The organism is Spirosoma jeollabukense (assembly GCF_054777855.1).
The window spans coordinates 17,771-31,133 of sequence record NZ_BAAHAD010000005.1 but is presented as its reverse complement, the minus strand read 5'-3'; the positions used below and the strand labels follow the sequence as shown (position 1 = coordinate 31,133).

12 protein-coding genes are annotated in these 13,363 nt (G+C 49.5%); 7 read left to right on the top strand and 5 right to left on the bottom strand.

The genetic code is table 11. From position 1 onward, the window contains the following. Window positions 1-128: 128 nt before the first annotated feature. Complete coding sequence (locus ACYVEA_RS19565; RefSeq protein ID WP_461115124.1) at window positions 129-2,801, top strand: MGH1-like glycoside hydrolase domain-containing protein; 2,673 nt, start codon at window positions 129-131, stop codon at window positions 2,799-2,801. Window positions 2,802-2,807: 6 nt separating this feature from the next. Beyond that, window positions 2,808-3,311 carry an SRPBCC family protein gene (locus ACYVEA_RS19560; protein WP_461115123.1) on the top strand — a complete coding sequence of 168 codons (504 nt, stop codon included), beginning with the start codon at window positions 2,808-2,810 and terminating at the stop codon, window positions 3,309-3,311. 318 nt (window positions 3,312-3,629) lie between these two features. Here ACYVEA_RS19560 and ACYVEA_RS19555 read toward each other — a convergent pair whose 3' ends face one another. The 3 genes from ACYVEA_RS19555 to ACYVEA_RS19545 form a co-directional block, all read right to left on the bottom strand. Then, window positions 3,630-4,604 (bottom strand): hypothetical protein, encoded by a 975-nt coding sequence (locus ACYVEA_RS19555; protein ID WP_461115122.1) that lies wholly within the window; start codon window positions 4,602-4,604, stop codon window positions 3,630-3,632. Between the two features lie 62 nt (window positions 4,605-4,666). After that, entirely contained in the window at window positions 4,667-5,158 is a 492-nt protein-coding gene (locus ACYVEA_RS19550; protein ID WP_461115121.1) for a hypothetical protein, read from the bottom strand. Window positions 5,159-5,230: 72 nt separating this feature from the next. Beyond that, window positions 5,231-6,187: an OmpA family protein gene (locus tag ACYVEA_RS19545; protein ID WP_461115120.1), complete on the bottom strand. Its 957-nt coding sequence runs from the start codon at window positions 6,185-6,187 to the stop codon at window positions 5,231-5,233. 303 nt (window positions 6,188-6,490) lie between these two features. Here ACYVEA_RS19545 and ACYVEA_RS19540 point away from each other — a divergent pair, with 303 nt between their 5' ends. From ACYVEA_RS19540 to ACYVEA_RS19530, 3 genes are all read left to right on the top strand, one after another. Beyond that, window positions 6,491-7,528, top strand: coding sequence for a threonine aldolase family protein (locus ACYVEA_RS19540; protein ID WP_461115119.1), 1,038 nt, complete (start codon window positions 6,491-6,493; stop codon window positions 7,526-7,528). A gap of 99 nt (window positions 7,529-7,627) precedes the next feature. Beyond that, window positions 7,628-9,226: a GNAT family N-acetyltransferase gene (locus ACYVEA_RS19535; protein WP_461115118.1), complete on the top strand. Its 1,599-nt coding sequence runs from the start codon at window positions 7,628-7,630 to the stop codon at window positions 9,224-9,226. Between the two features lie 121 nt (window positions 9,227-9,347). Then, window positions 9,348-10,079 (top strand): hypothetical protein, encoded by a 732-nt coding sequence (locus ACYVEA_RS19530; RefSeq protein ID WP_461115117.1) that lies wholly within the window; start codon window positions 9,348-9,350, stop codon window positions 10,077-10,079. 13 nt (window positions 10,080-10,092) lie between these two features. Here the strand turns inward: ACYVEA_RS19530 and ACYVEA_RS19525 are convergent, their stop codons facing one another. Both ACYVEA_RS19525 and ACYVEA_RS19520 read right to left on the bottom strand, forming a co-directional pair. Next, complete coding sequence (locus ACYVEA_RS19525) at window positions 10,093-10,521, bottom strand: ribosomal maturation YjgA family protein (protein ID WP_461115116.1); 429 nt, start codon at window positions 10,519-10,521, stop codon at window positions 10,093-10,095. A gap of 88 nt (window positions 10,522-10,609) precedes the next feature. Further along, a complete protein-coding gene (locus ACYVEA_RS19520; protein WP_461115115.1) occupies window positions 10,610-11,485 on the bottom strand; it encodes a glycerophosphodiester phosphodiesterase family protein in 876 nt (291 codons plus the stop codon). Window positions 11,486-11,644: 159 nt separating this feature from the next. Between ACYVEA_RS19520 and ACYVEA_RS19515 the strand changes: the two genes are divergently transcribed. Both ACYVEA_RS19515 and ACYVEA_RS19510 read left to right on the top strand, forming a co-directional pair. After that, complete coding sequence (locus ACYVEA_RS19515; RefSeq protein ID WP_461115114.1) at window positions 11,645-12,661, top strand: LLM class flavin-dependent oxidoreductase; 1,017 nt, start codon at window positions 11,645-11,647, stop codon at window positions 12,659-12,661. An 88-nt stretch (window positions 12,662-12,749) separates the two neighbouring features. Next, window positions 12,750-13,298, top strand: a complete 549-nt coding sequence (locus ACYVEA_RS19510; RefSeq protein WP_461115113.1) for a Uma2 family endonuclease — start codon at window positions 12,750-12,752, stop codon at window positions 13,296-13,298. Window positions 13,299-13,363 lie beyond the last annotated feature (65 nt).

Sequence of the window (13,363 nt, the reverse complement as noted above, 5' to 3'; positions counted from 1 at the left end):
ACATAGTAAATCATAGGAATTACAAGCAGGTTTTTCCAGAATACTCAGCATGCATACTATCTTTGGTGTCTATTTTACACAATGAGAATTAGTACCACCGTACTACAGAATAGAAATTTCTGAACTATATGCCAACAGTCGAACGCGAACGCATTTACGAACGAGCCGATAACAAAGGCTGGAAAAAATGGGGACCTTATCTCTCGGAACGCGCCTGGGGTACCGTCCGTGAGGACTATAGCCCGTATGGTGATGCATGGAATTTCGTAACGCACGATATGGCCCGCTCCCGTGCTTACCGCTGGGGCGAAGAAGGCATCGGCGGCATTTCAGACAACAAAGGCCACATTTGCTTTGCGCTGGCATTTTGGAATCACAAAGACAACATCCTAAAGGAACGACTTTTTGGCCTTACCGGGCCAGAAGGCAATCATGGCGAGGACGTTAAGGAGCTGTATTACTACCTGGACAGCACCCCAACTCACTCCTACATGAAAATGCTGTATAAATACCCGCAGCAGGAATTTCCGTATAATCGACTGGTCATTGAAACGATGCGCCGGGATCGGCAGACGCCGGAATTTGAGTTGACGGACACCGGTATTTTCGAAAAAGACGAATATTTCGACATTTTTATCGAATACGCTAAAGCCGGTCTGAATGACTGGCTGGTGACGATTACGGCGCATAACCGGTCGAACAAGACGGCTCCCCTAACCATGCTGCCAACGATCTGGTTCCGCAATACGTGGTCGTGGGGTTACGAGCAGTACAATGCCCGACCCATGCTGAACGGCATTGCCAATAATCAGATTGAGGTAAATCACAAGCAGTTAGGCAAGTACAAGCTCTACTGCGAGAACGCTGATGCCTTACTCTTCTGCGACAACGATACGAATACGGAACGGCTCTATGGCCGCCCTAACGTAGCGAAATACCCGAAAGATGGCATCAATAATTTCATCATGTCGGGTGGTAAAAAGACCTTTATTAACCCCAACCAGATTGGCACGAAGGCCTCGGCGCAGTACACCCGGAAAGTACCGGCGGGTGAGAGTGTCAGCATTCGGTTGCGATTCAGTGACCAGACGACGATGGCTCAGCCCTTTGCCGACTTCGACGAGATCTGGAACAAACGCCTGAGTGAAGCCGATGCCTTTTACGCTGATCTCCAGAAAAATGTAACCGATCCCGAATTGCTGGCCATTCAGCGGCAGGCCTACGCAGGCATGCTCTGGAACAAGCAGTTTTATTATTATAACGTCAACGAATGGCTTAAGGGTGACCCAAAAATGCCCGTTCCGTTCCAGGGACGCGTGTATGCCCGCAATGAAAACTGGCGGCATATGTACACGGCCAACATCCTGTCGATGCCCGATAAATGGGAATATCCCTGGTTTGCGGCCTGGGATCTGGCGTTCCATACCCTGACCCTTGCCCGGCTTGATCCGCATTTTGCGAAGCGGCAGCTGGCGGTTATTCTGCGCGAATACTACATGCACCCAAATGGTCAGATTCCCGCTTACGAATGGAATTTTGGCGACGTGAACCCGCCTGTTCATGCTTGGGCCACCTGGAAAGTGTATGAGATTGACAGAGAAGCAAATGGCGTTGGCGATGTAAACTTCCTGGAGCGGGTATTCCACAAACTGCTGCTCAACTTTACGTGGTGGGTAAACCGTAAGGACGTATCGGGCAACAACATTTTCGGGGGAGGTTTCCTTGGCCTGGATAATATTGGGGTGTTCGACCGGTCGCAGCCGTTGCCGATGGGTGGACGCATTGAACAGGCCGACGGCACGGGCTGGATGGCGATGTACACGCTCAACATGCTACGTATTGCCTGTGAGATTTCGCTGACACGGCCTAGCTATCAGGATATGGCCAGTAAGTTTTTCGAGCATTTCCTGCACATCGCGTCGGCCATGAACAACCTTGGTCGCCAGAATATCAGCCTGTGGGACGAGGTGGACCAGTTCTATTACGATGTCCTGCATATGCCTGACAACAACGCCCGGCTGCTGAAAATCCGGTCGATGGTGGGATTGATTCCGCTCTTCGCCGTCGAGATTCTGGACGAAGCCTTATTATCAAAACTGCCCGATTTCAAACGTCGGGTCGAGTGGGTGCTTACGAACCGGCCCGACCTGGCCTCGCTGGTATCTCGCTGGCACGAGCCGGGTAAAGGCGAAACCCACCTGCTGAGTTTGCTACGGGGTCACCGGATGAAAATGATCCTGAAACGCATGTTCGATGAAACGGAGTTTCTGTCTGACTACGGCATTCGGGCTTTGTCGAAGTACCACGAAAAAATGCCGTATCAGTTTGAACTGAACAGCGAAATTTTCCAGGTACGCTACGTAGCGGCCGAGTCTGAAATGAGCATGTTCGGTGGTAACTCGAACTGGCGCGGGCCAATCTGGTTTCCGGTTAATTTTCTGCTCATTGACTCGCTACTGAAGTTCTATCAGTACTATGGCGATGATTTTGAGGTCGAATACCCAACCAATTCCGGGCAGATCATGAGCGTGAAAGACGCTACAGTATTAGTAGCCCAACGACTCATCAACATCTTCAAACGCGATGCGAATGGGCAGGTTGCGGCTTATGGTCAGGACCGGAAAATGCAGGATGATCCCCATTTTCAGGGGTTGTATCTGTTCTATGAATATTTCAACGGCGACAACGGCATGGGCCTCGGCGCCAATCACCAAACCGGCTGGACAGGTCTGGTGGCTGATTTGATTGAATATTGGTACAAATACCAGCCGAAGGAAGTAGCAGTAATGGTGTCAAAATAACAGTCAATGTCAGTCATTGAACTCGAAACCTACATTGAGGCCCCGGTAGAGGTATGTTATGCGTTGGCCCTGAGTGTTGATCTTCACAAAATTTCAACAAAACAGACAGGTGAACATATTATTGGTGGAGTGACTCAGGGGGTTATGAAGCTGGGCGAAACGGTTACGTGGAAAGCAAAACATTTCGGTATCTGGCAAACCTTAACCTCAAAAATTACGGAAGCGAGTGCCCCTTACTATTTCTGCGATGAAATGCTCAAAGGTGCCTTTAAATCAATGCGTCATGAACACTATTTTGAGCCCCAGGTTGACAATGATAAGTTGACGCTAATGCGTGATATTTTTCAATTTACGTCTCCACTGGGTTTGATTGGTGCATGGGTTAATAAGCTATTTTTAGAAGCCTATATGACCCGTTTTCTCACTGAACGAAATCAAACAATAAAGCAATTTGCCGAATCAGGCCGCTGGAAAGACATACTCACGGATAATTTCAGTTCGCTACATTAATCGCTTTCTCGAAAGCCTTATCTACCGTCTTACACAAGAAATCCCCGCCAGCGATCTGGCGGGGATTTCTTGTGTTTGTAAGCTTTACAAGCTGTTTAAGATAGCTTTTTAGGAGATAGTTCGGCGAAGTTTTTTACTTCGTCGGTGTGTTATCCGGTCTCCGACCGGCGTGAAACAGCAAGAATGCCGGTCGGAGACCAAATAACGCTCGAACCGAATTGTAACCAGCCTCAACACCTCTAACCCAAAACAGCCTCTAAAACTTTGTCAAAGATTTGCCCGTAGAAACGTTTTCACGAACGCCCAAACCTATAACCTTCAGCTCGTTGCGCCATATTTGCGCTCATAGAACGCTTTCGCCTGACCAACCCAGTTATCGCCCTCAATACGTCCGGGCAAGAACTCAATGATTTCATTGATCTTCTCAATATCTTCTTTCGTGAAGTTGGCAACCTGCCGGAAGGTATAAATGCCCAGCGCATGAAGTTTGCGCTCCAGAAACGGCCCTACGCCAACAATATCTTTCAGATCATCGGCCTGAGCAGCCGTAGCCCGACCAATCCGATCGAAGTTGATCTCTGAAACGCGGGCTTTGATGCGGTTCAACACAATAGTTTCGCGATCCTCTACAATGGGTGCCGGTGCAACCGCGTCTGATTCGTCCTCCGTGGGAAACTCAAACGCGGACCCAACCAGTGACAGTTTTTCAACCACTACGGGGGCTGACGCATCATTGATTTCGCCGGCAAGGTCGTCATCGACCAAAGGCGAAGGGGTGTCATCATACGAATAAATCGGCAGCAACGGATCGGCTGAAACGAACAGATGAGGGGCTTCCAGACTCGTTTCTGGCTCAGAGTCTTCCCGTGGATACGTAACAGGCGCTGGCGTTTCATCCGCTTCTGTAGCAGATGCGTCCATTATCTCAGCGGCAAGCTCATCATTGACGATTGGCGCAGGCGTATCCTCGTGCGAATAGGCGGGCAACAACGGATCGGCAGAAACAAATAATTGTGGTACCTCAACATCCGCTGCAGGCTCAGGCGCTTCGTACGGATAGACAGGCTGAAACGCTACGGGTTCGGTTGTTTTCACGCCAACAAAACCGGCCGCTTTTTCACTACGGCATTTATCGAGTTCGGCTTTTTTGTCATCAATGGCCAACTGCAACGTAGTGATACGGCCAGCCAGCATCAAGCGGCCCAATAACCAGCCAATAAAAGCAACAAAGGCCAATAATATCAGAATTTCGGCAATGGCAACCGGCCGACTCAATGGATCTAATCCAAACATAACAGGATATCGTTTAAGGATAATTAGTGTCAGCGTCATGACTGGCCCTGACACTTGAAAACTTATTTCTTTTTAACTAACTCAGTAGCTTGTCGAACCCAGTTGTCGCGTTGAATACGTCCGGGGAAAAACTCGATGATGTCGTTTACCTGCTCAATATCTTCCTCCGTAAAATTGGCAATCTGCCGGAACGTATAGATATCAATCGCATGCAGTTTCCGCTCCAGAAATGGCCCGATCCCAACAATCTGTTTCAGATCGTCGGCTTCAGCCAACGTCGCCGTTCCAATTCGCGAATAATTAACGTCGCTGGCGCGGGCCCGAATTCGGTTCAGTACAATCGTTTCCTCGTCCTCTTTGTTGACCACGGCCGCCGTAGCCCGGTAACAGTCAACGACAGCTCGTTCGGTATTCAGCAACGTGCTTTCGAGCTGGCGGATCGTTTGCTTGCGCGAAACGTAACCAATTATAAAGCCCAACACACCAGCCACGACCAGCATAATAATATGCTGCATTTGAGCACCGGCTACGTTGAGAGGATTGAGTTCAAACATGGATGAGAATGGTTTATGATTTTAGGTTTACGGTTAATTTGAATCAGCGTGTTAACCAAACGTTTAGACTTATTATTTGACGACCACCGTTACGCGCCGATTGGCTTTACGTCCCGAAAGAGTTTTATTATCGGCTTTGGGTTCGGATTCACCCCTGGCGATAACCTCAATCTGGTCTGACTCAATACCTGACTTGCGCAGTTTCGATTTCACTTCGTTCGCGCGATTTTTTGAGAGTCGCATATTTGCATCTTCAGGGCCAGAGTTATCGGTATGCCCGGTCAGGATAAGCTTTTTATCTTTGTTGGCAGCCAGGAATTTAGCCGCTTCATCAAAGAATTTTTTTGTATCCGGTGTCTTTATGTAGTTGGCTTCACCCAGCGGAAAATACAAATCAATTGGCTCGAATACCGACGTATATTTCTGTCCTTCTGCCAGTTCTTTTTCTGATGTTGGCTCGTCCATCACCACTAACCCGGAAGTAGGCGAAGAACTCTCCGTCGATCCAGCCCCGCCGAAAGCAAAGTCAATGCCCCCTTTCAGCGAGTCGCCTTTTGTTGTGAATGGCAGATTCCGCTCCACGCCTTTTGTGGTTATCGACGCAGCCGGAATGCCCTGTTGCACCAAATATTGCTTGATTCCTTCTGCGCGGGCAAGTCCCAGATTGTCGAACGAGCTTTCATTCGTTTCGGCCGGTGCATAGTACCCAATTACCTGAATCGTTCGCTCCGGGTTATCTTTCAGATACGAGATCAATGTTTCCAGCGAACCACCCAGGGTATTCATATTGGCGTTGGCATCCGACGTGGCAAAGCTGAAATTACCCGGAAGTTCAAGTCGGAATTTGTTGCCATCGGCAATGGTGAACACGTCGGCGCCGGGTGGCGTCGTAAATAAAGGCGTATCGGTGGATCGTATTTCCGTCGGTCGCAGATCATCGGCACACAGCTGCTTTATTTTGCAGACATGCCACCAGGTAGAGCCGCCCATCCAGAGCAGAAGGAGAAAAATCCAGAGCGTTTTAGTCATAAGTGTACGGAATAGTGAAGGTTACCACTGAGCTATGTTTCAGTTTACCCAGTTGAGACGGACTTGACCGAAAAGGTTGCTCAAAATTACATGCCTATATAATACATACAAGGTTACCATTGTTTTTGACTATTTACACAGCGTGTATAAAGCCACACCCCTATTTACCTATTCTGACGAATCAGGAACTTGAGCCTGTTACGTTAAGATGCTCCTGAATGTCGCTAACTTGCCATTTTTCTACAACCTGGACAAACACATAACCAACGGTTCGTTGTCGACGACGAACCAGCCGAATTACTTATGCTTATCGATCTTCGCAGCGACACCGTTACGCAACCCACGCCCGCCATGCGCGAGGCTATGTTCTCCGCCCAGCTCGGCGACGACGTACTGGGCGATGACCCCACAGTCAATGCCCTGGAAGCCAAAGCCGCTTCGTTATTTGGGATGGAAGCCGCCCTCTTTTGCGCTTCGGGTACCATGACCAACCAACTCGCCATTCGGACCCACACCCGCCCTGGCGATGATGTCATCTGCGACTACCTCTCGCACGTTTACCAATATGAAGGCGGTGGAATTTCGGTCAACGCGCTGGCGTCGGTGAGTCTGGCGCATGGCGAACGGGGCAAACTTACGCCCAGCCTCATCCGCGACTACATCTACAGTCCGGCCGACCCGCACAAACCCATATCCAGACTGGTTGTGCTCGAAAACACGGTTAATAAAGGAGGAGGCTGTTATTATACCGTACCCGAAATTGCGGCTATTAAAAAGGTTTGTGAGGAAAATGGGCTAATTCTTCATCTGGATGGTGCCCGATTATTCAACGCACTGGTCGAAACGGGGGAGCCGACCGGGGCATACGGGCAACTTTTCGACTCGATCAGCATCTGTTTATCCAAAGGACTGGGTTGCCCGGTAGGGTCGCTCCTACTCGGTAAAGCCGATTTTATCCGGCAGGCCCGTCGGTTTCGTAAACTGATGGGGGGCGGCTGGCGGCAAGCCGGTTTTCTGGCAGCCGCCGGCATTTATGCCCTTGACCACCACGTCGATCGCCTGAAACAGGACCATTCGCGCGCCCGCAAAATTGGCGCCATGCTCGAACATCTGCCTGAAGTTGAAGAAATTCTTCCAATTGACACGAACATCGTCATTTTCAGACTACCCGAAACCATATTAGCCGCCGATTACGTTGAAAAATTAGCGACTAAGGGTATTCGTAGCATCTCGTTCGGCAAACATTTAGTGCGTTTCGTTACGCACCACGACTTCACAGACGAGATGGTAGTAGAGATGGAGAAAATTCTGAACCGGGATTTTTATGATTTTATTGACTGACTGTGATTTTATTAGTAAGCTTTCTCCGAAAGCACTATCACAGCGAAAATAAAATCATAGTCAGTCAATAAAATCATAAAAATCCCGGTTCTGACAACTATGCATATACAAACGAGAACATTACAGAAAGAAGACTATCATGATCTGAAAGAGACCATGATCGAAGTATACAGCGGCATTGGGGGCGACTACTGGCCGAAAAGCTCAATAACAAAACTGCTCCACATTTTCCCGGAAGGCCAGTTTTGCGTTGAAGTTGATGGCAAGGTGGTGGCCAGTGCCCTGGCGATCCGCGTGAAATACGACAACTTTGGTGATAACCATACGTATTACGAAATCACAGGCGGGTATACCTTTAAGACGCATAACGACGAGGGCGACTATCTCTACGGGATCGAGGTGTTCGTGCACCCCGACTATAGAGATCTGCGACTCGGTCGGCGACTCTACGATGCCCGGAAGGAACTCTGCGAGCAGCTGAATCTGAAAGGTATTCTGGCCGGAGGGCGTATTCCGAATTACAACAAATTCGCTGACGAACTGACGCCCCGCGAATATATCGCCAAGGTAAAGCAGAAGGAAATTTACGACCCGACACTAACCTTCCAGCTCTCCAACGACTTCCACGTCCGCAAGGTGTTACGTGGCTATTTACCTGGTGACTCGGAGTCGAAAGAATTCGCTACGTTGCTGGAGTGGATCAACATCTACTACGTTGCGGAAAAAGACAAAAAACCACATACTGACTCTATTATCCGACTGGGGGTCATTCAGTGGCAGATGCGTCTGTTCAAAAATCTGAATGCCTTTCTGGAACAGGTCGAATTTTTCGTCAACGCCGTCAGTGACTACCGGGCCGATTTCATGGTCTTGCCCGAGTTTTTCAATACGCCCCTGATGGCTGATTTTAACGACCTGCCCGAGCCGGTCGCCATTCGAAAACTAGCTGACTTCACCGTGCCCGTACGGGAGAAGCTGTGCGAATTAGCCATTGCCTACAACGTAAATATTGTGGGGGGAAGCATGCCGCTCGTAGATGAAGATGGTAAACTTTATAACGTAGCCTACCTCTGCCGACGCGATGGCTCTTACGAAGAATACCGCAAGATTCACATTACGCCAAACGAGGTGAGACACTACGGTATGGTGGGTGGCAACGAAATTCGGGCGTTCGATACCGATTGTGGCAAGATTGGTATGCTGATTTGCTACGACGTAGAATTCCCCGAATTGAGTCGGATTCTGGCGCAACAGGGGATGCAGATTTTGTTCGTACCCTTCCTGACCGATACGCAAAATGGCTACTCGCGGGTGCGGCACTGCGCTCAGGCGCGGGCCATCGAGAACGAGTGCTACGTAGCCATTTCGGGCTGTGTCGGCAACTTGCCGAGGGTGCAGAACATGGACATCAACTACGCTCAGTCGGCGGTATTCACGCCCTCGGATTTTCAGTTTCCAACCAACGCGGTAAAAGCTGAAGCCACCACCAATACCGAAATGGTGCTGATCGCCGACGTTGATCTGAGTTTGTTAAAAGAATTACACGAACACGGATCGGTGCAGGTCCTGAAAGATCGTCGGACGGATTTGTACGACGTAACGCTGAAAAAAGCAGCCAAGAAAGCCCTCAAACAGAAGAAAGCGTCGGCCGATAATGACCCGGAACAAGTGGCTCCCGTAATCGTAGTTTCACAATAATTTTTCTGTTTTCAAAAAAAAAGACGTAGCACCAGTGCTACGTCTTTTTTTTGAAAATCCGCTTCCAACCCTTAGCGATTTATGAGCATCTGGTAGCTATATACGCATGATGTGACTGGCTATGACTATCAACCGTTTTATCGTTTTATTTCTCATCATTGGTATTTGTAGCTGTCATCAGCAGGCGACTCAACAGGTCGTTATTGCACCTCAGCAAGTTGATGCGCCCTGTGCCTGTCCGTTCATAGCCGATAAACCAGCCTATAAAATCAACGAGGCACCCGACTCGCTAACGCAGTATTATCTGGCTATCTGGAAACGTGCCTTTATTCGACGTAACGACATCAACGAAGCGCGTTTTGCTACTATGATTAAATACGTCAGCGGTTCACTTAACAGTTGGCGTGAAGGCGTTTCGCTACGTGTCGATTTTACGTATCAACTGGACTGGCTGAGCATTCACCATAACGAGCAGATCCGGGTGCTATACGATTCGGTGACAACCAAATCATACGCTGTCAATGTGCCACGTGGCGTCTATTTGACCGAGGCCCAACTTCTTCTTCGTGAGCCGTGGGATGATGTACAACCCATTCAGCTTGGCGCAAAACTGGCGTTTTCTTCCTGCGCAGATGCCTGCCACGCGTTGAAAACAAAAACCGGATTTATAGCGCTTAAACCGAACCGCGTTTCATTTTATCCACAGGCCTCTCTGCCTGATCTCCTGCCTGGTCAACCATATTTATTTAGCAACGGCACCCTTGACTCTACGGCCAACCAATGCGTTTTCGGGCAAATTAATCTGGTAACCGGTGAAGCCAAAGCCAGTCAGGGACCTTGCTGGATTCAGTAGTCGTATGCCTGGTTTATTTCTTATCCAACGCCAGCAACGTAGCATCTGTCCGATAACGAGAGGGAATCAGTACCGTTTCCACGAGAAATCCTACTGCACTACCCAGGCTGTAGCACAACAAATCGCTCCAGACAAAACTGAATCCGAGTATCAATCCGCCTAATCGGGTTGCCCGTATGTCGTCAATCCAGGGCGCATGATACAACTGGCTTACTTCAATCCCGAACGAAAACAGCAGCGTGGCCAGCGCCACGGTACGGACTGGCCAGCGGTTAAAAACAAGTGCAAAGCCAAAGAACACCATCAGTGCCCACAGCCCATCGCCAACATACGACCGAACAAATGGAATCTCCCCAAAAAACCGTCTTGATACCAATCCGAGCAGCAAGACGACAATTGTTAAGATACCATACAGGAGTCTATTGCGACGAATAGCGGGCATTGTTTTTACAGAAAACGTTCTCCATTTTTTAATCAGGAGCCGTGCCACGGTTTAAAACCGTGGCACGGCTCCTGATTAAAAAGCTTACTCAATACAGCGCTTTAGCTATTTCCAGCGGCCGGTCGGTAGACATGATGTCGGCTCCGTTATCGGCAAAGGTTTTGTAGATCTGATCGCCTTTGGCCGCAGCCTGTTTGTCCAGGTTGCCCAATGTACCGAGGATACAGGCAATGCCCTTTTCGTGCAGGAATTTATACAGCGCAGTATCAGGCTCTTTGACACCCACAAACGCAACCATCCGGTTGTCGGGAACACCCAGCTCGTGCAACCGGTCGTATTCGGCGTTGTTGCGGATCGTCACCGAAATCATCAGCTTCGGGTCAAGTTTGTTGAGCTTGGCCGCATCCTGTGCATTGTAGGTGATCACCGCTACGTAGTTGTCGGCACCGGTTTTATGAATCATGTCTACCACCTTTGCAAACGATACATTTCGCTTCACATCGAGCGTAAACGTAGCTTTGTTTTTACCCCAGCGCAGTACTTTTTCCAGCGTCGGAATCTTATAAGAGGTAACATTACCCTGGTTATCCTCCAGTTGATAGGCGTCGAGTTCGGCGTAGGTTTTGTCGATCAGTTTGCCGGTGCCGGTCGTCGTTCGATCAAGCGTAGCGTCGTGCATCATGACCATGACGCTGTCTTTGGTCAGGTCAATGTCGCACTCAATAATAACCGGCTGTATGGGCCGGCCAATGGTTTTGGCCATAAAGTCAAACGACTCGATGCAGTTTTCGGGATACCCTTTCAGATCGCCCCCGCCCCGGTGAACCGATATTTTCGTCAGTTGATTTGGCTTATACCGGAAGTAATCGTAAGCCGTCCCGACTGATCCGGTGGGGGTTGTTTTGGGGGAACAAGTGGCCAGCCCGAATCCCAGGCTAAGTACAATAAACTGTTTTATAGTCATGATACGTCGTTGACAAATGTTGCTCGCTTTCCGGAACGGAAGTTACTTTCTGGAACCGTTCTCATAAACCGCGTTGTTGATAAAGCAACGTAGTATTTATCGCCCGATTTAGATAGGAAAATCCTGTAAAAATAAGGCAACTAATTGTAGCAACATCGTATGATTCCCTTTTCAATTCTCGATTTATCGCCCATTGTAGCGGGTAATACCGCTAGTCAGGCGTTACACAATACATTGAATCTCGCCCAGCATGCCGAACAGTTGGGATTTAACCGCTACTGGCTGGCCGAACATCACAACATGCCGGGTGTTGCCAGTGCCGCTACGTCCGTGGTGATTGGGTACGTAGCGGGGGGCACGAAAACCATTCGGGTAGGTTCGGGCGGAATCATGCTCCCAAATCATTCTCCGCTGGTTATTGCCGAGCAGTTTGGTACGCTGGAATCGCTCTATCCTGGCCGGATCGACCTGGGCCTGGGTCGTGCTCCCGGCTCCGATCAGGCAACGTATCGCGCCTTGCGTCGGGATGCGAACGGACCCGATACGTTCCCGCAGGATGTCGTTGAATTACAGCACTATTTCCAGCCCGACGATACGAATCAGTTTATTCGGGCCATACCGGGAAATGGCTTGAACATACCCATCTGGATTCTGGGATCGAGTTTATTCGGCGCGCAACTGGCCGCCATGCTTGGCCTGCCCTACGCGTTTGCGTCCCATTTTGCGCCTAAAGATCTGCTTCGGGCAATGCAGGTATACCGAACCCAGTTTCAACCGTCGGAACACCTGAAAGCCCCCTACGCCATGGTCGCGGTGAATGTGGTCGCAGCCGATACGGATGCGGAAGCTGCGCGCCTATTCACGTCGGTACAGCAACAGTTTTTATATATTCGGAGTGGTCGGGCGCGCCAGATGCAGCCGCCAATTGATGACATAACGGCCAACTGGTCGGAGTATGAACTGGCTGGTATTGACCAGATGCTACGTTGCTCAGCCGTGGGTTCTCCGGCAACGGTTCAGCGTGGACTGGCGAGTTTTATTTCGCAAACCCAGGCCGACGAGTTAATCATTACGGCACCTATTTACGACCATGAGGCCCGCAAGCATTCACTCTCGCTCACGGCGCAGGTACGCGATGCGCTGGCGGCCCAGCAGTCGGAACCAGCGGTTGTCTGACTTAGCAGTTAACAAACTTCCCGAAGGTTCTAAACTTTCGGGAAGTTGACATCTTTCCGGTCGTATATTCGCTCAAATAACAAACGCCATGGTACAAGCATCTGGCCCGGCTCTTCCTCAAACACTAGACGCATTCATTGATTGGGAACCTACCGACGGTTTCAAGTATGAGTGGAATGATGGAGAAATTATACGGTTTTCGGGCATAAAGAAAAGACAATATTTCATTTATGATGTATTGAACGTCCTTTTTATCGAGAAAGGGTATCATAGGACGGGCACCTTTATGGCTGAACCAGATGTTATGCTCACTGCTTTTCAGATGCGTCGGCCCGATATAGCCTACTTCACAAAAGAGCAAATCCAGAGCGGTCGAAAGGGCGAGGACGTTATTCCGGCTTTTGTAATTGAGGTATTGTCGGAAACGGATATGGCTTACCGAATCGAGGAGAAAATTGTTGAGTATTTTAAAGCAGGTGTACAGGTTGTCTGGAACATCATTCCTGAACAGGAAGTCGTGTATGTTTACACGTCCCGCAAGCAGGTAACCATCTGTCTCGAAGATGATATTTGCTCAGCAGCCCCCGTTTTGCCCGATTTTACAATCAGTGTCAATACGTTGTTTGCCCAGGCTTGAATTTCGCTAGTTGAAACTACATAAAGCGATAAAGGCGTGCCACGGTTCAAAACCGTGGCACGCCT